This is a genomic window from Colwellia piezophila ATCC BAA-637, from assembly GCF_000378625.1.
GTDB classification, from domain to species: domain Bacteria; phylum Pseudomonadota; class Gammaproteobacteria; order Enterobacterales; family Alteromonadaceae; genus Colwellia; species Colwellia piezophila.
The window spans coordinates 179,342-197,548 of record NZ_KB905165.1; the positions used below are offsets into that span (position 1 = coordinate 179,342).

The 18,207-nt window shown below is 39.1% G+C and carries 13 protein-coding genes and 3 tRNA genes; 11 read left to right on the forward strand and 5 right to left on the reverse strand.

Going from position 1 to position 18,207, the window contains the following annotated elements; translation table 11 throughout:
• Positions 1 to 234 precede the first annotated feature (234 nt).
• From F580_RS0111325 to F580_RS0111365, 8 genes are all read left to right on the forward strand, one after another.
• A complete protein-coding gene (locus F580_RS0111325; protein ID WP_026301392.1) occupies positions 235 to 969 on the forward strand; it encodes a DUF599 domain-containing protein in 735 nt (244 codons plus the stop codon).
• Positions 947 to 1,450 (forward strand): DUF2919 family protein, encoded by a 504-nt coding sequence (locus F580_RS24410; protein ID WP_083926974.1) that lies wholly within the window; start codon positions 947 to 949, stop codon positions 1,448 to 1,450. Before F580_RS0111325 ends, F580_RS24410 begins: the two co-directional genes overlap by 23 nt.
• A 72-nt stretch (positions 1,451 to 1,522) precedes the next feature.
• Positions 1,523 to 2,284, forward strand: coding sequence for a DNA polymerase III subunit epsilon (gene dnaQ, locus F580_RS0111335; protein WP_026301393.1), 762 nt, complete (start codon positions 1,523 to 1,525; stop codon positions 2,282 to 2,284).
• Entirely contained in the window at positions 2,275 to 3,648 is a 1,374-nt protein-coding gene (locus tag F580_RS0111340) for a TIGR03503 family protein (RefSeq protein ID WP_019027854.1), read from the forward strand. The genes dnaQ and F580_RS0111340 overlap by 10 nt, the downstream gene beginning before the upstream one ends.
• A gap of 226 nt (positions 3,649 to 3,874) precedes the next feature.
• Positions 3,875 to 3,951, forward strand: a tRNA-Asp gene (locus F580_RS0111345).
• Between the two features lie 67 nt (positions 3,952 to 4,018).
• A tRNA-Asp gene (locus F580_RS0111350) sits at positions 4,019 to 4,095 on the forward strand.
• Between the two features lie 187 nt (positions 4,096 to 4,282).
• Positions 4,283 to 4,359 (forward strand) — tRNA-Asp (locus F580_RS0111355).
• Positions 4,360 to 4,934: 575 nt separating this feature from the next.
• Positions 4,935 to 6,755, forward strand: a complete 1,821-nt coding sequence (locus tag F580_RS0111365; RefSeq protein WP_019027856.1) for an acyl-CoA dehydrogenase C-terminal domain-containing protein — start codon at positions 4,935 to 4,937, stop codon at positions 6,753 to 6,755.
• A 419-nt stretch (positions 6,756 to 7,174) separates the two neighbouring features.
• Here F580_RS0111365 and fadE read toward each other — a convergent pair whose 3' ends face one another.
• Complete coding sequence (gene fadE, locus F580_RS0111375) at positions 7,175 to 9,601, reverse strand: acyl-CoA dehydrogenase FadE (protein WP_019027857.1); 2,427 nt, start codon at positions 9,599 to 9,601, stop codon at positions 7,175 to 7,177.
• Positions 9,602 to 9,764: 163 nt separating this feature from the next.
• Between fadE and F580_RS0111380 the strand changes: the two genes are divergently transcribed.
• A complete protein-coding gene (locus F580_RS0111380) occupies positions 9,765 to 10,571 on the forward strand; it encodes a class II glutamine amidotransferase (protein WP_019027858.1) in 807 nt (268 codons plus the stop codon).
• Between the two features lie 141 nt (positions 10,572 to 10,712).
• Here F580_RS0111380 and rlmF read toward each other — a convergent pair whose 3' ends face one another.
• A complete protein-coding gene (gene rlmF, locus F580_RS0111385) occupies positions 10,713 to 11,639 on the reverse strand; it encodes a 23S rRNA (adenine(1618)-N(6))-methyltransferase RlmF (protein ID WP_019027859.1) in 927 nt (308 codons plus the stop codon).
• A gap of 48 nt (positions 11,640 to 11,687) precedes the next feature.
• The gene (locus F580_RS0111390) at positions 11,688 to 12,167 is read right to left on the reverse strand and encodes a DUF2947 domain-containing protein (RefSeq protein WP_019027860.1); all 480 of its coding nucleotides are present in this window, start codon (positions 12,165 to 12,167) and stop codon (positions 11,688 to 11,690) included.
• Positions 12,168 to 12,337: 170 nt separating this feature from the next.
• Between F580_RS0111390 and F580_RS0111395 the strand changes: the two genes are divergently transcribed.
• The gene (locus F580_RS0111395) at positions 12,338 to 13,888 is read left to right on the forward strand and encodes a leucyl aminopeptidase family protein (protein WP_019027861.1); all 1,551 of its coding nucleotides are present in this window, start codon (positions 12,338 to 12,340) and stop codon (positions 13,886 to 13,888) included.
• A gap of 198 nt (positions 13,889 to 14,086) precedes the next feature.
• Here the strand turns inward: F580_RS0111395 and F580_RS0111400 are convergent, their stop codons facing one another.
• The gene (locus F580_RS0111400) at positions 14,087 to 14,434 is read right to left on the reverse strand and encodes a hypothetical protein (protein WP_019027862.1); all 348 of its coding nucleotides are present in this window, start codon (positions 14,432 to 14,434) and stop codon (positions 14,087 to 14,089) included.
• 434 nt (positions 14,435 to 14,868) lie between these two features.
• Here F580_RS0111400 and F580_RS0111405 point away from each other — a divergent pair, with 434 nt between their 5' ends.
• The gene (locus F580_RS0111405) at positions 14,869 to 15,915 is read left to right on the forward strand and encodes a tetratricopeptide repeat protein (RefSeq protein ID WP_019027863.1); all 1,047 of its coding nucleotides are present in this window, start codon (positions 14,869 to 14,871) and stop codon (positions 15,913 to 15,915) included.
• Between the two features lie 112 nt (positions 15,916 to 16,027).
• Here the strand turns inward: F580_RS0111405 and dinG are convergent, their stop codons facing one another.
• Entirely contained in the window at positions 16,028 to 18,169 is a 2,142-nt protein-coding gene (gene dinG, locus F580_RS0111410; protein WP_019027864.1) for an ATP-dependent DNA helicase DinG, read from the reverse strand.
• Positions 18,170 to 18,207 lie beyond the last annotated feature (38 nt).

Here is an 18,207-nt window from a genome sequence, read left to right on the forward strand (position 1 = left end):
TTTATAGGTAAGTTATTTCCTACACCTTATTTCTTCGCTTTTTTTAGGCTTAATTTTGCCGTTAATTATGACAGTTTACAGTTAAGTCATGGTTGCTAAGGTATTTACATGAAAGCAAGCCAACTCTTTATTGGTCAATTGACGTTATTGGTCAAATGAAGTTGTTGGTCTAAAAAAATTGTTGGCGTATAATCTTTTATTTTTTATATTTTATTTCGTATTAAGGATTTCATTTTGCCCTTTACTCTCGTTGATATTTTAGCTTTGTTTATATTTATTGCTTCTTGGTATGGCTATACTTTATTCGCACGAAAGAAAGCCAAGACAACAGACTGTATTGCGCGATGTTTGCATCAACATAGAATTCATTGGATGTATGAAGTTATTAGCCGTGAAGTGAGGGTATCAGAGGCTGCTCTTTTGGCTAATTTGGAGCGTAATATTGCTTTTTTTGCCTCGAGTACCTTATTAATTTTAGCCGGTGTTTTTACCTTATTCGCGAAAGTCGCTACATTGGAAGTGGTTATTGCTTCATTACCTTTTGCCACAGAAGTTAATCATTTAGCTATCCAACTTAAGCTGAGTTTATTAGTTTTTATCTTCGTTATATCATTTTTTCAATTCACTTGGTCAATGCGTCAATATGGGTTTTTGAATGTCATGATAGGAGCTACACCGCTAGATTTATCAGGAGGCAACGAAAACTTAACCGCTTATGCAAAACAAATGGCGATAGTGCAAGACCAAGCTGCGCATTCTTACAATTATGGTTTGAGAAGCTATTATTTCGCTTTAGCGGCAATGTGTTGGTTTTTTCATCCTTTATTATTTGTTTTTATGAGTTTGTGGGTTGTTTATACGCTATACACCCGCGAGTTTAATTCCAAGGCAGTTAAAGCAATCACCACAGCTCAGCATCTGCTACAACTAGAGCGCGAGATAAAAAATGAGCAACGTCCTCGTGCCTAAGACTTATCAAGAATATTCGATAGAAGACTTTGACAAGTACGATTGTTTAAAATTATCAAAGCGGTTTTATTTGGTATTGCTCTTTATTTTACGTGGCTATCTAGTTTGGCTGATGTCGGTCACTAATATGAAGGATAGAGTCGCAACCATGGAGTGGATTTACCCAGAAACAAGTTTATTCTTTTTAAGCTTAATCTCAGGCGCACTTGGTTTACTTGTTGTTGTTATGATCAGTTTTCGTCGTCCTAAAGCGAGCAACTGGGTAAAAATCATTTGGCCTTATAGCCGAATGTTTTTAGTGGTGGCCCTCATTTTTGATCTTAGCATTAACCTCGTTGGATTTTTTTACTGGCAACTGGCATCAATCCCTTGGTTAATTTGCCAAGGGGGCATTGTATTTGCGTTAATTATTATGTGCTTTACCAGTAAACGTATGCAAATTAATTTGAGTGAATTTCCTCAAACGTTACCTGAAAAATAGTCATCAATACATTTAGTGTTGAGAATGACTTATTATGATAAATATTACCTAAAAGGCTCGCTAGTGAATAATATGACCGATACCGAGATTCCAGAGAAAGAACAGCGATTAATAATTTTAGATACAGAAACAACCGGTATTAACCCTAGAGAAGGGCACCGAATTGTAGAGATTGGTTGTGTGGAAATGATAAACCGCCAATTAACAGGTCGTACCTATCACGCCTATATAAAACCGCTTGACCAACGTGGCAACGTGTTCGAAATGGAACAAGAGGTTATTAATATTCATGGTTTAACCAATGAATTCCTTAATGATAAACCTATCTTTTCACAAGTAGTTCATGAGTTTATCGAGTTTATTCGCGGTGCAGAATTGGTCATACATAACTCCAAGTTTGATGTTGGCTTTATGGATCATGAATTCTCAATCTTTAATTCCATGGCGCGCAGTCAAGATAAAGTGCCGATGACTGAAGATATCTGTACCATTACCGATACGTTAAAAGTGTCAAAAGATAAATTGGGCTCACCAAAAACATTAGATTATTTAGCGAGATTTTACCGAGTAGACAAACTAGTAGACCGTACTTATCACGGGGCCCTAATTGATGCGCAACTACTGGCCTATGTTTACATTGAAATGACGCGTCAGCAGTCAACATTAGATTTTTCAGTGGGTGATGGTAGCGGAGCTGATGCTAATGCCATAAGACGAATATCCTCGAATCGTAATAAATTAAAGATTATTACGGCTTCGGCCGATGAATTAAAAGCACATGCCGATCGCATTGCGGTAATCGCCAAAAAAGGAGGGGAACCACTTTGGAAATAAATTTACATCACCAAAATTACAGTCAACCCGCTAACGTAGTGAGTTTGAGTGTTGCTATGGTTTTGTTTTTTGTATCATTTAACGCAGCGGCATTTTTTGCTGGCGATATAGCTAATAGCGACAATAAACCTAAACTGACTAAAAAAACCGTTGAATATTACCAGAGTGATAATGCCACTAATCAAATTCCCTATTTCGATAACCGCTTTCGCCTAGATGCTGATATAGATGAAATAACGTTAATTTTTTATCGTAAGCAAGGCAGTAAGCCTATTATTCTCATTAGGCCGGACGGTAGTAAAATAAGAGTCAATGAATTTGACCTTGATAAAGTTGAGTGGTTTGATGACACCACTTTTGACATGATTAAGATAAAGCAGCCTATGCCTGGGCCTTGGCAAGCAGTAGGTAATATTCTACCCAATAGCCAAATACTAGTGGTCTCAGATATTAAAATTTCCGTTGAGCCTTTACCGGAAATTGTTTTTTCGGGGGAAACACTGAAAGTTGAGGGGAAACTCTTTAATGGTGACGATCCGATAAATAGCCCACACTTCAAGCGTGTAGTGAAACTAGATGTTAATTTTTATAGTACCAATAATTCAAAGTATGAAAACTTTGGTGCTGATGCGATTAAAGTCAGCTCTTTTCGGGATGATGGTTATGGTCTAGATGAATATGCTAATGATAATATCTTTACCGGCGAATTTGTTTTAGATTTTGCTCCAGGGGAATGGCAACCCGTTTACCTAGTAAAATTACCCATGGCGACGCGAGAGTTAAGGCAAACCCCGATCTTATTGCAAAATACACCGGTGAAAATTAGCATTGTGCAATCACAAGATTCAGATAAACCCCATCAAGTACTGTTCTCGATAGACCCAAGTTTTACTGATCCTAATAGTTTTGTTTTTCAAGGGAAATTTACCTTCCCGGATAAGCAAATCGAACCCTTTTCTATTATGGAAGGCGAAGGTGATAGTAGGGCGATAACGATGACTAATACCGAGCCCGGTATATATCGTATCAATGTCAGTGCTTTTGGCAAAACAATAACAGGGCGAGAGTTTCGCTTAGTGGTACCAGAATTTAGCTTTAATGTTGAAGTTGCTGATAACCTCGATAACATTACCAATGGCGATGAAGTCACTGCCGTTACCTCTACGACTCAACGTCAAGGTACAGATGAACTACTTGCTCAATCAGCAGAAAGTACTGCGTTGGCTTTATTAGAACAGAAAAAAGCACAAGCAGAGCAAGAACAAGAAACGATTTTACTCATCATCGCTGGTAACAGTGCCATAGTACTGATTGCGGTTGTTTTGTTTTTTACTTTACGTAGAAAGAAAGTAAAAACCAAGTAAGTTGAATGCTATTGTACTAAAGTGAGCGAAATGGGGTGAAATATGCTTTGATTTTCATCAGATTGCTCGTCAAACGCTCAGGCAGTAAGTTTTATTAAAAAAGTGGTTGACTGCGTCGCGTCATAACCGTATTATCTCGCCGCATTCAACGACATGTTGTTGAAGCAGAAGATAAGTCGGAGTGATTGGTTTAGGTCAATTAAACTAGCTTATAACAGAATATAGCGGAGTGGTAGTTCAGTTGGTTAGAATACCGGCCTGTCACGCCGGGGGTCGCGGGTTCGAGTCCCGTCCACTCCGCCAATTTTGTTTAAAATCATCATAGTTGATGCGAAGTAAGATTCGTTAAAATCTGCAAGCGAAATGTAGCGGAGTGGTAGTTCAGTTGGTTAGAATACCGGCCTGTCACGCCGGGGGTCGCGGGTTCGAGTCCCGTCCACTCCGCCAATTTTGTTAAAAATCATCATAGTTGATGCGAAGTAAGATTCGTTAAAGTCTTAATGCAAAGATCGCGGAGTGGTAGTTCAGTTGGTTAGCTTTTTATAAGATAATCGGCCTGTCACACCGGATGGCTTTTAGCGGGTTCGAGTCCCGTTCACTTACCTAGTGATAAACTCGAAGTAACAAAATATGCGGAGTGGTAGTTCAGTTGGTTAGAATACCGGCCTGTCACGCCGGGGGTCGCGGGTTCGAGTCCCGTCCACTCCGCCAATTTTGTTTATAATTAAGTATTAAATTTTCTAGCATTCTGTCTAGAAAATTGATTGCAAACCAATCATAACCAATCATAACCAATCATAACCAATCAAAACCAATGTTAATTCAAAAATAAAGCATAACCATTAATCAGCCTTTCTCTTAGCTTCTCAGTCCAATCATGACTGTTAAATTTGGCTAACATCAATCAAATTCATTCAGACCACTTCCAGTGTTAATTTAAAGCCAATAAATGGCCAATTATCTGTAATACCAATCGGACTAATTAATCCGCCAAAATTTCTTACTCGATTCATTTTTAATTCGCCAATGTTCATTTAGACTTTAGACTTTAGAACTTGATGCGCTTTATTAGCGAAGTTAACCTGCAGTTCCTTACTCTTGTCAGATCTTAAGTCATTTCAACCGCTGATTCGCTGCTGAATTAGCAGAGTAAATACAATTAAACAGTAATTTTTTTGATGATTTTTTCTAAAAAATAAAAAAACAGCTTGAATTAGTGGTACGACCAGTGCTTTAATCTAGGCATAAGTTAATAATTACATCGCTAAAATGATGGGAGAAGGTTAATGCTAAGTTATAAAGCACCAATAGCAGATATTAAATTTTTGATTGAAGATGTGTTCAAGTATTATGATCATTATAAAAAATATGAAGAATTTGAAGAAGCTAGTCCTGACCTAGTCGATGCTATTCTTCAAGAATGTGCAAAGTTTAGTGAAAATGTATTATTACCTTTATATCAAAGTGGTGATAAAGAAGGTTGTACGTTTGATAACGGTAAGGTAACCACACCAAAAGGTTTCAAAGAAGCTTACCAACAGTATATTGATGGTGGCTGGTCTTCGTTACCCCATTCAATAGAACATGGCGGACAAGGTTTACCACCTTCATTAGGTCTGGTGCAATCAGAAATGACAGGCACGGCTAACTGGTCTTGGGCTATGTATCCTGGGCTCAGCCATGGGGCAATGAATACTATCAACACCCATGGTAATGATAAACAAAAAGAGCTGTATTTAACGCGTTTAATTCAGGGTACTTGGACAGGTACTATGTGTTTAACTGAACCACAATGTGGTACCGATTTAGGGCAAGTTAAAACGAAAGCAGAGCCAAATGGCGATGGTACATACAATATCACCGGTACGAAAATATTTATTTCTGCGGGTGATCATGACTTAACTGATAACATTATTCATATTGTACTAGCAAGATTACCTGACGCGCCAAAAGGTACTCGTGGTATTTCATTATTTATTGTACCAAAAATCAAAGCGGATGCAGAGGGTACGCTAGGTGATGCAAACAATGTTACTTGTGGCTCAATAGAAGACAAAATGGGCATTAAGGCCTCTGCAACAGCGGTACTTAATTTTGACAATGCCGTTGGTACGCTAATAGGCCCAGAAAATAAAGGCTTAGAATGTATGTTCACCTTTATGAATACAGCACGTATCGGTACGGCGTTACAAGGGGTTTGTTCATCAGAGTTAGCTTTCCAAAACTCTTTGATTTATGCTAAAGAACGTCTATCTATGCGCTCTCTTACCGGTAAAAAATTCCCAGATCAAGTCGCCGATCCAATTATAGTTCATCCCGATGTACGTAAAATGCTGATGACACAAAAAGTGATCTCAGAAGGCGGCAGGGCAATGATTTATTATACCGCCAAAATTCTTGACGATATTTCTATGGCAAAAACAGAAGAACAGCGTTTAGCCGCAGATGATCGCTTAGGTTTTATAACGCCTATCTTAAAAGCTTTTTTAACTGAACTTGGCTCTGAAAGTGCAAATCATGGTTTGCAAATATTTGGTGGTCACGGTTATATAAAAGAGTGGGGCATGGAGCAAATAGTCAGGGATGCAAGAATCGCGACGCTTTATGAAGGTACCACGGGCATACAGGCTTTAGATTTATTAGGTCGTAAAATACTAATGACGCGTGGTAAGTCGTTAAATGATTTCACCAAAGAAGTACTTATCTTCTGTAAAGACAACAGTTTAATTTCAGGTAATCCTCATAAACGTCAAATGAATCGCTTTATCTGGCCATTAGGCAAAGCTATTGCTAACTGGCAACAGTATTCAGTACGTTTAGGACTTAAAGCTAAGTCGAATAGAGACGTTGTTGGCTCGGCATCAGTCGACTTCTTGATGTATTCTGGCTATATCGTAATGGCTTATTTCTGGGCGCAAATGGCGCAAACAGCTTATGAAAAGCTGGCCGGAGATGTGGAGAATCGTGATTTCTATCGTGCAAAAATAAAAAGTGCAGAGTTTTATTTTGAGCGTATGTTACCTAGAACGAAGTCATTATCAAAAACTATGATGGCTGATCCAAAAACCTTAATGCAGCTTGATCCAGAATTAATGTCTTTCCTTTAAGGCATAATACGTTATCTTAATGCGAAACTTGATTGATATGGGCTAGTCACGGTTAACTTTATCAATACTAAAAAAGCACGGTATATATTATATATACCGTGCTTTTTTATGTTTAGGTGTTTTTGTTAATGTTATGTTTGATGTGAACCAACTATTCGTTGTGTTGGTTGGTTGGTCAATTAACGGATCACCGGTAATGAATACATTGGCTATATAGCAATAACTGTTAGGTCTATCTTGAGCGCTAGTAACGCCTTTATTTATTTACCCCGATACAAGTTCATCAAGTTAACAATCTTTACGGCTAGATTTAAAGCCAGGCGTAGTTAACGCGACATGTTAAAGCTGATTACAAGTCGCAGTAGTTTTGTCTTGGCTATTTTCGATGTTCCACAGCGCTATGATGGTGCAATTATTCGTTAATTGTGCGTGTTTGCTGTTAATTCATTATGATCAAAATCATCAACAGCTATTACCCACTGTCTTGAAATCTCGGCGGCAATTAATAGTTCCGCTTCATCTTTTGAAATAATACTTTCTGCTAGCCCAAGATCAGCTACTTTATTTAACTGATAAAAAGGCAGCTTTTTATCAAGGGCCTGACAAACTTTATCAAAAATTGGTTCACAGTTAATGATATCTTCAAGTGCTTGCTCTAATTTGCCAAAAATATTATTACCATCGCGAGTTAAGTATTGACCTTGGCCCAAACGAGTACGGCTGGCATTAGGGCTTTGTAATAATTGGGCTACTTTATGTGCAATCTCATCACTAGGCTTGTGAAGCCATGTACCTAAAGGAAGTATGATCATACGCAATAGCTTGGCTATTATTCTATTGGGAAAGTTATTGATAAGCTCGTCAATGGCATGTTGTATTTCATAAAGGCTATCTTCAACCGCATACTGTACAAAGGGCAGGTCATCATGTTTTCTGCCTTCATCATTAAAGCGCTTCAAAGTTGCACTTGCTAAGTACAAGTGACTCAATATATCGCCGAGTCTTGCTGATATTCGCTCTTTACGTTTTAAATCAGCCCCTAATGACAACATAGCAATATCAGAAAGCATGGCTAAGTTAGCGCTAAAGCGAGTAAGTAATTGATAATAACGGCGGGTTTCATCATCGAACGGGCTATTCAATAGACGTGATCCGGTGAGAGAACACCATAAACTACGGCTAATATTGCTGATGCAAAAACCAATATGACCAAAGAGCGCGTGGTCAAAATCATTTAGAGCCTGTTCACTATCACTGTTGTTAGCCGCCTCTAACTCAGCCAATACATAGGGGTGACAACGAATTGCACCTTGACCATAGATGATCAAACTTCGGGTAAGAATGTTTGCCCCTTCCACCGTGACGGCGATTGGTGCACCTTGGTAACCTCGGGCAAGGTAATTATTAGGGCCCATACAAATACCTTTACCGCCATGAATATCCATGGCATCGATGATAGATGAGCGCATTTTTTCAGTGAGATGATATTTAGCGATAGCTGAAATCACTGACGGCTTTTCACCCAAATCGATTGCCCCCGTTGACATCGTCGTCACCGCGTCCATGAGATAAGCGTTGGCACCTATGCGAGCAAGAGGCTCTTCAATACCTTCCATTTTACCAATGGGCATTTTAAATTGACGTCTTATTCGACTATATGCACCAGTAGCTAAGGCCACGGTCTTAATACCACCGGCACTATTTGACGGCAAAGTGATCGCTCGGCCGATAGCAAGACACTCCACTAACATACGCCAACCTTGTCCGGCCATTTCAGCGCCGCCAATAATAAAATCTAATGGTACAAATACTTCATCACCTTGTGTTGGACCATTTTGAAAGGGGATATTTAACGGAAAATGGCGACGACCAATCGTTATCCCCGCTAAATTTGTCGGGATAAGTGCACAGGTGATACCCAACTCTTCTTTATCAGAAAGTAGCTTGTCGGGATCTAGTAATTTAAAGGCTAACCCTAACACGGTAGCGATAGGCGCTAAGGTGATATAGCGTTTATCCCACGTTAGTTTCATGCCTAAAACATCTTTGCCTTCAAATTGCCCATGACAAATAATACCAAAATCAGGAATAGCTCCAGCGTCAGAGCCCGCCTCAGGGCTGGTGAGAGCAAAACACGGAATTTCCTTACCCGTAGCCAAACGAGGTAAGTAATGGTCTTGTTGTTCTTTGGTACCATAGGCTTGTAATAGCTCTCCTGGCCCCAAAGAGTTAGGTACACCTACTGTACTGGCAAGAACTGAGCTGACACCGGTCAGTTTTTGTAACACTCTCGATTGCGCATACGCAGAGAATTCTAGGCCGCCATATTGTTTTTTTATGATCATGGCAAAGAATTTATTATCTTTTAAAAATTGCCAAATTTCGGCGGGTAAATCTGCAATTTCATGAGTGATATGCCAATCGTTCACCATGGCACACACTTGCTCAACCGGACCATCTAGGAATACTTGTTCAGCGGTGCTTAGTCTAGGTCGAGGGTAGTTATGTAATTTTTTCCAATCAGGGTCGCCGCGAAATAAATCGGCATCAAACCATGTCGTGCCGGCATCTATCGCTTCTTGCTCGGTTGAGGACATTCGTGGCATTATCTTTTTAAACAATGACAATAACGGCATACTAATAAACTGTTGGCGAATAGTATCGATATTTAGTGGCAATGCTATCACCGCAAAAAGCAGCCAAGAGACGATACCGATAATGTTAAATAACGAGCCTATGACCATCAACCCTGACAAAGTGATGGTATAAGTTGATAAGGAAGCCCTTGAATAACTCATAAACCAAGTTAACGAAAGTGCGATAAATAACCAAATCGTAATATCCACAAATATTGCCTTTTAGTTTTATTGATGTGATGGATGATGAGAGAAAAAGTATTTGAATTTAAAATAATTTTTAGTCAATGATATACTCTACTTATAGAGTAAATTGTTGATTTAGCCAAGCATATTTTACTAATAAGTGTTTGGTTGTTTTTAGGGGTTAAAAATGTGTGAATTGTTAGCGATGAGTGCCAATGTACCAACCGATATCTGTTTTAGTTTTAGTGGTTTAATGCAACGTGGCGGTAATACCGGACCACATAGTGATGGTTGGGGAGTGACCTTTTATGAAGGTAAAGGCTGTCGAAGCTTTAAAGACCCTATGCCCAGCGCTCAATCACCTATTGCAGAGCTCGTTACCAAGTACCCGATGAAAAGTGAAGCGGTGGTTTGCCATATACGTCAAGCTAATTCAGGGAAAGTTTGTCTTGAAAATACCCATCCGTTTGTCAGGCAAATGTGGGGCAGAAATTGGACTTACGCACATAATGGTCAGTTAAAAGACTTTGCCACTGAATTAGCAGTTAAGTTTCATTTACCGATAGGTACTACGGACAGTGAACATGCTTTTTGTTGGATACTTGATCAGTTACATCTAAAGTTTGGTAGCACACAGGTTGAAGCTGAAATTCTGTTTGCTTTTATTGCCTCACTCGCGGTAACGATGGATAAATTGGGTGTTGCCAATATCATTATCACCGATGGGGAATACTTGTTTGCCTATTGCTCTAATAATTTACACTGGCTTACTCGCCGAGCACCTTTTGGTCAAGCCAGTCTTATTGATGCTGAAATGGCGGTAGATTTCAAAAAAGAAACCACCAGTAACGATGTAGTCACTGTGATAGCAACTAAACCCTTAACTGATGATGAAACCTGGCATAAAATGAAACCTGGGCAATGGCAGTTATTTCGTTTAGGCGAACTTGTTGTCTCAGAGCAGCTCATGGCAAAGGGGTCAATGGTAAAATAATTTAAATGACCGCTTGGCAGGACTTAGGCAACTCAATCAAAGATCACCTTCACTTGCCTAGTGGTATTGCTATCAATTGTTAGCTTTTGATAGCAATACCGTCTACCCGGTATAAACCCTATGCTAGAGCTGAAGTATTGCTTAATTTGACTTAACTTTAGCTTCATTCACTTCATAAAAACTCCAGGCGATAAAGCGGCTTATCTTTTGTCCTTGCGCCATATCAATGACTTTAATTTGTTTTGCATGGGATTTTTTTAAGGTGAACTTTAACTTAGCCAGGTGTTCTTTTTTCGATACTAAGCAGGTAAACCAAAGTACTTGTTTGTCATAAATCTTACTCTCTTTTATCATCTTGCTAATAAAAGCTAATTCACCACCAGGGCACCAAAGTTCAGCTTTTTGTCCGCCAAAATTAAGTGCTTTGGATGACACTTTGTTGACAGGCTTGCCTTTATTAAGATTTTTCCATTTTCGCATCGTACCTTTACTCGCTTCAGCTAAGGAGCGATGAAACGGAGGGTTACACAAGGTAAGATGGAAAAATTCACCTGCTTTTATAATGTCCTTAAAGATGTGCTCACTGTTAGGTTGCAAACGACAACGGATATTTTTGCTCAGACTTTTATCTGCAGCGATTATTTGCTCCGCTACCTTGATAGAAGTAGGGTCGATATCAGAGGCGACAAAGTTCCATGCATATTCTCTTTGCCCTAATATAGGGTATATACAACTTGCGCCAGTGCCGATATCAAGAACATTTATCGGCGATTTACCGGTGGGTTTGATGTGTTTGCTTGATGTTAACAAATCATGTAGGTGATGAATATAATCTACGCGTCCTGGTATCGGTGGACATAAATACCCTTCAGGTATGTCCCAAAAATTAATGTGGTAGTGGTTTTTCAATAAAGCACAATTGAGGGCTTTAACTGCTACAGCATTAGCAAAGTCTATTGTATCTTGATTATTATATTTATTTTTTATAATAAACTTCGATAGAGTAGGGTACGCTCTAACTAAAGCACTAAAGCTATAACCTTGTTTGTGTTGATTATTTTTATGCAAAGTAAAATCGCTTTAATAATAAGGTGATTTGAAGGTCGTGCCGATTAATTATTGCTGGGGTTTATTGCCAGTCTTAAAACAACCATTGCTATTAAATTGTACTGCTTGTTGGCGTTTTTTACCGAGTAAAATAGGACCGTCATCCATAAATAAAAAATTCTTCCAGCAGCGTTTGAAAATCAGCCAATTTGTTTCTATAACGTTATCCCGAGAGCTACAGTAGTAAACAATAGTATTTTGGTCCCAGTTCAAATGCGACTCAATTAGCTCCGGTAGTGCGGTTTCATTACTATCCCAAAGCCCCTCCCATTTTCCTTGCTCTACCCAGCTACTTTTATCAAAAGGCCAATCACCTTTTTTGAAAAAATCAGGGTGATCTACTTGCTTGGATATAAAGGTATCCCATAAAGTGTTGGCGCGTTCGATACTCATGGGTTTTATTTTAGCTAAGTCGGCCTCGGCAATGGGTAAACTTTTATGCTTGAAAATCCAAGCATTTTTTAAACTCTCTAGTGGTTGATAATTCATTTAAATTCTCAAAAAGGGGAACAAGCTAATTATACCCACCAATAGTCAAATAAAAAAGCGCTACATAAAGTTACAAAGCGCTACTTATCGCTATGAGACAATTAAATTCAAGATATACGGTAAATTATCTAACTAAATTATCAGTCATTTTTATCACAAGGTTAAATTAAATGTTTACAAAGAAAATCGCTAGAAGGTTTTTACCCCTTACATCTTTAGCATTAACATTAGCATTCAGCGCTAATATCAACGCAGCACTTTTTGATTTCACTGAAAAATCCAAACCAATGGCTAATGATACCATTGTCGTGTTTCAAGCTGGGGATGAAGTATCACCTGATTTGACTCACTTTATTAAACAATCAAATAAGCAGGTAAGTCGCGCGTTAGCGATAGCAAAATTTAGCGGTAAAGCACAACAAGTGGTTGAGGTGATTGCTCCTTGGGGAATAAAGGCACAACGACTAGTGGTTATGGGTTTAGGTGATATAACGACACTTACTGAAGGTGAAATTAATAAATTGGGCGCAGAGCTCAGTGCCCGAATGCAAAAACTTAATGTTAAACAAGTTAAGATATTTACCCGTGGCATTGTCGATAGCAAAGGCAATGCAAGTTTTGCCGCTCAATTTAGTCACGGGATTAATTTACGTGATTATAAATTTGATAAGTACTTATCAACAGAAAAAAAACCGGAACTTCATTATCAAATAGCGGTCAAAAATGCGGCCAAAACAAAGCAGCAATATTCACAGTTAGCCGCTATCGAGCAAGGCGTTTTTTTAGCTCGAGATCTTACCTCAGAAGTACCCAGTGAAATGACGCCAGTTGATTTTGCTAATGCCGCGCTTGAATTACAAAAGCTTGGCGTTAAAGTGACTATTCTTGGGCCCGATGAAATTAAAGCGCTTGGTATGGGAGTATTGCATGCCGTTGGTCGTGGCTCTGATGATGGAGCTCGGTTAGTTGTAGCTCATTGGCAAGGTAGTAATGAAACACCTATCGCCTTAGTTGGTAAGGGCATAACATTTGACTCAGGTGGTTATAATATTAAAACGGGTAGTTCGATGGCTCGTATGAAATCGGATATGGCAGGAGCGGCTGCGGTATTAGGCACGGTCAAAGCCATGGCATTACAAAAAGCGAAAGTGAATGTCGTTGCTGTTATGCCGATGGCGGCTAATATGGTGTCTGCTACTTCATTTGCGCCAGGTGATGTATTAATGTCAGCAGAAGGGCTGAGTATCGAAGTATTGAATACCGATGCAGAAGGGCGTTTAATTCTCGCTGATGGCATGTGGTATGCCCGGGAAAAGTTTGAGGTAAATACTATGATTGATATTGCCACACTGACCGGTTCAAAAATACGCGCGGTTGGCAATCGCTATTCGGCAATATTTACCGATGATGCAAGTTTACTTGATGAGTTAACGGCTTCAGGTGAACGTGTTGATGAAAAAGTTTGGCGCTTACCACTGGCTTATAAAGATATGTTAAAAACACCTATTGCTGATTTGAGAAATACCGGTTCAGGAGGCCCTGGCGCAAGTACAGCGGCTGCTTTTTTACAGCACTTTTCCGGAGACACTCAATGGGCCCACCTTGATATCGCGGGAAATGCATTAATGTCGAAGGGTAAAGGCGTAACACCTGCAGGGGGTACAGGGCATGGTGTTCGTTTACTTAGTCACTGGTTATTAACTCATCATACGGATAAGTAACTGACTCAGTCATAATGTATAGGTCTTGATTGCAGTTAACTGAGCGTACGAGAAAAATACATCGCTTTAGTTAGTTAGTTAGTTAGTTAGATAGTGATAAAAGGGCCGGTTGGCATTGCAACCGGTCCTTTTTGTAGAAAAAGAGACAATGTTGCTTCATTAGTCAGCTAAATACTGTTTGCTTCATTCAGCCTTTATTCATTGTGCATTAATTCCTTCAGCCTTTTTAGCAATTCTAAAGGCGTCCACAGCTGAGAATACCCAGATAAACAAGAGTACATAGCCAACAAACGCTTGTTGCCCCCCTAAAACGTCTTGTTCGGCAAGTGCTTGGCTAATCGCGGTGAGGTCTAATGGCAAGTCGCCGCGAATAACCCTATCAACCACCTCTTGGCTTTTGGTCATAATTTCATTAACAATACCGAGTAATAAATAAGCAAAACTACCCATAAACGCCAAGGCGATAAAATATTTTTTCAACAGTAAATGGCCAGTTCCAGGGAATACCAGCAAGGATAATAAGGTGACTTGGGTTGTTTTTTTCATAAAAAGTACCGTAAAGGTGGATGATATAAGTGGTATCTTATCTCGTTAAGGCGAACTAGGCTATGTCAAAAATTCAGCAACATTAAGGATTTAGCTTTACAGTATGCGGCTTTCAATACGATTTAAGTGCAATTTTCAAACAATTGTTTTAATTCAGATAAAAGTGTAGACTGAATTTAATAAAAAAATCCTGTTACATTTTTTATTATAATAAACTCAGATAGTTGCAACGTAACGTTAAGGAAAGGCTTTATTAATAGGCTTATAGGGTAGTAGACCTCAGATTTTAAGTGATGTTACATAATATTGACTTTAAGTAACATTAAATTAACGCTTGTTTAATTTATGTACTAATGATACAAGTTACTAATTAATAAAATAAAAAACACAATACAAAATAAAAATAAAAATAAAAATAAAAATAAGGAGCGATCATGCCACAAGAAGCAATTCGCCAGTATGAAGAGGATGAACTCTTGCCTGAGGCCGCGGTTGAGCAGCAGGTAATATCTCAAGCACAAGCTAATGAAGTCGTCGTCGATTCCACCAGCGCTGCAGATAAACAGAACGAACCCTATTATCATTATACCGTAGATACTAAGGATCCCGATCCTTGGTTGATTTTGCATAAAGTTAAAATTATTGTTGTAGTGCTTATTATTGCTGCAGTGGTCGCGGGCTCAATCTATAAAAAAAATATAGAACAGGCTCAGCAAACGCTAGCCATTGTTGAACAACCTGCAATCAATGATCTCTACTATATCGATTTTCGAGTCATTAAAGATAATCTTCGTCCTGCGGAAAAGTTTCGCATGGCAAAAGTTCAAGATATTACCGGCGATGTGGTGACCATTAACTTTAGTAGCTATTTTTATTTGCAAGAGCATGAATTGAATGAAGCAATTCGGTATGCACAACTTAGGTACGAAAAATTCTTCCAAGAAAAACGCCATAACTATAAAATTTCTGAATTATTAACCATGATTGAATCAGGTGCTATTGTGCTAGCGCGAAGACCTGAAGGTAATATGCTTGATGGTAATGTAGTGGTTCCCGATTCGCACTTTGAATCGAGCTCAGTTTTTATTCCCGGTAAGAAAGAAAACTTTACCGGTTTAGAGTATTTAAATTTTGCTAACACCAATAATAAAGCTGAACAGGCCTTCACTAAATTTCAACAGTCTGCCGATTTAGGTTTTGCCAAAGGACAAGTTAACCTTGCTCAAATGTACCTTAATGGTACTGGGGTTGAAAAAGATTTATCTGTAGCACTTTCTTTATTCAAGCAAGGCGCTTTACAATCTTACGAGCCAGCAATATTAAAATACGCCATCGTATGTCAGCTAGTCGAAAGCTGTGTCGTGACCGATTTTTACCAAGAGTTAGTTAAGGCAGGGGTAAATATCGAATTTACTAAGCAAGTTAATGTAAGAGCAACGACGAAAGCTTTTGAAAAGGCATTAGAAGATACTAAGAGATAACAACACGTTGCTCCTAATAATTGCTCAAAGGCTTAAAGTTCATTTTAAGCCTTTTTTATGTGCGTTATAAAAGTGCTTTTTGTTAACGCAACCGTAATACTATTACGTTAAATTAATCTGTTTGCTTTTCAAAAACACGGCTAAAAGGCGGTAGTGAGTCAAGTATCTGTTTACCATAACGCTTAGTGACAACTCGCTTATCTAATAAGGTGATAACACCTTCATCCCTTTCATTACGTAGTAGCCTACCACAGGCTTGTACTAACTTTTTGGAGGTGTCGGGCACCGATAAGGTCATGAAGGGGTTACCGCCTTTAGCGGTAATCCATTCGGCTTGTGCCTGTTCGACAGGAGAGGTAGGTACAGAAAAGGGTAGTTTGGTGATGATGAGATTATTAAGATAGTTACCGGGTAAATCTAATCCCTCCGAAAAACTCTGTGTTCCAAAGATAATACTCGTTTTGTTGTTATCACATCGTTTTTTATGTTGCTCTATGATTTGTTGACGTGACATCTCACCTTGAACCATAATTTCGAGTTTATGCTCATCTCTAAGTGCTTGTGCAACTTTATTCATTTGCCAATAGGACGAGAATAGCACCAAGCTGGCGTTACCTTGTTCAAGATACTTTGGTAACTTCTCAATGACTTCATCGGTGAAGCCAGGGGCGCTGGCTTCATTTTTCATGTTGGCGATAATGAGTTGGGCATTGTTTTGATAATCAAAAGGGGAGTCAACTTGTTGGTACTGACTGCCATCATTATTTTTTAAACCGGCTTGAAAACAAAAATGGTCAAAGGAGTTTAATGCTTTTAGGGTTGCCGAGCATAATACCGCGCCTTCGCATTTGCTCCATAATTTGTCTTCTAAGGTAAAGCCGACCTCAATAGGTGAGGCGCTTAAAAGATAGTCTTGTCGCTTAGCCGTAAGTCTCTCTAACCAACGGGCCATTGGCGCACCCTTTTCACTGTCTGTTTTTGCATACATATACCAAAGAGACTGTAGGTTTTCAAGGCGTTGTAGCATAAAGCCTGCCTCGGCAAGTAGTGGCTCAGCTAAATACATTTGGGTATCGCCATCTTTTACTGACTCTATAAGGCCGTTATAGAGTTTATTTAGTTGAGCCAATGATTTTTTACTTAAACTTTGTAAATCTTCAGCCCAATTCTTTAAGGTTTGTGGAATGATGCCATTTTCAAAGCGGTACACTTGTTCATCATGTGAAGACTTCTTAGTGAATTTATTGCTCTGGGATGGGTCATTACTTTCTTGAAAATATACATTGGCATTTGCTTCAATAAAATTTAGCACCTTTTGCATTTCCATCAGCAGATCTTGGCAGTCATCACTCAACTTTAACGCAGGTGAAATGGCACTTTGTGATTTAATTAGCTTAGCCATCTTATCGCCCGTTTCACGAAGCTTAGTAAGCCATTCAATTGATCCCTTTAGGGTAATACTTGCACTGGAAAAATCACGGGTTACTTTGGGAAGGTGGTGTGCTTCATCGATAATATAAAAGGTATCCTCGGGAGAAGACAATATTCTGCCGCCACCAAGCTCAAGGTCTGCGAGTAACAAACTGTGGTTGATTACCAGCACATGCGCTTGATCCATGGTTTCACGGGCTTTGTGAAAAGGGCAATGGTTATGCTCAGATAAATTCTTTAAACAACTGTGTTTATCACTTTGTACTTGTTGCCAAATATGTTGGGGTAGGTTGGTTTTCCATGAATCAATATCGCCAAGCCAAGTGCCATCAAGTAAGGCTTTATGCATAGCATTTAACGTTCTGATATCTTTAGCATCGGGTTTTTCTGCAAAGGTAAAGCCCACTTGTGCCGGTTCGCTACCGGTTGTCACGGCCGATGTTAATTTTTGACGGCAGACATAACGCTGCCTGCCCTTAACGAGGGTAAAGTCAAAATTTAGTCCGGAAAACTTTTTTAAAAAGGGTAAATCTTTATCAACAAGTTGCTCTTGCAGTGCAACAGTGGCGGTAGAAATACAGACTTTTTTGTTTTTAGCCAGTGCTAACGGAATTGCCCCTAAACAATAGGCCAGTGATTTACCTGTGCCTGTACCCGCTTCAATAGTGATTATTTTTCTATCTTTACTGTACTCACCAGCGAGAGTCTTTGCTATTTCGGCAATAAGTAAAGTTTGCTGTTTACGGGGATTAAAGTTTGTCAGGTTCTCGCCTATGGCTTTATAAGCCGCGCGAATAGCTTGTTTTAACTTATCAGATAACATGGTTACTAGTTTCCAAAAATCAGGATATCGGTTACACT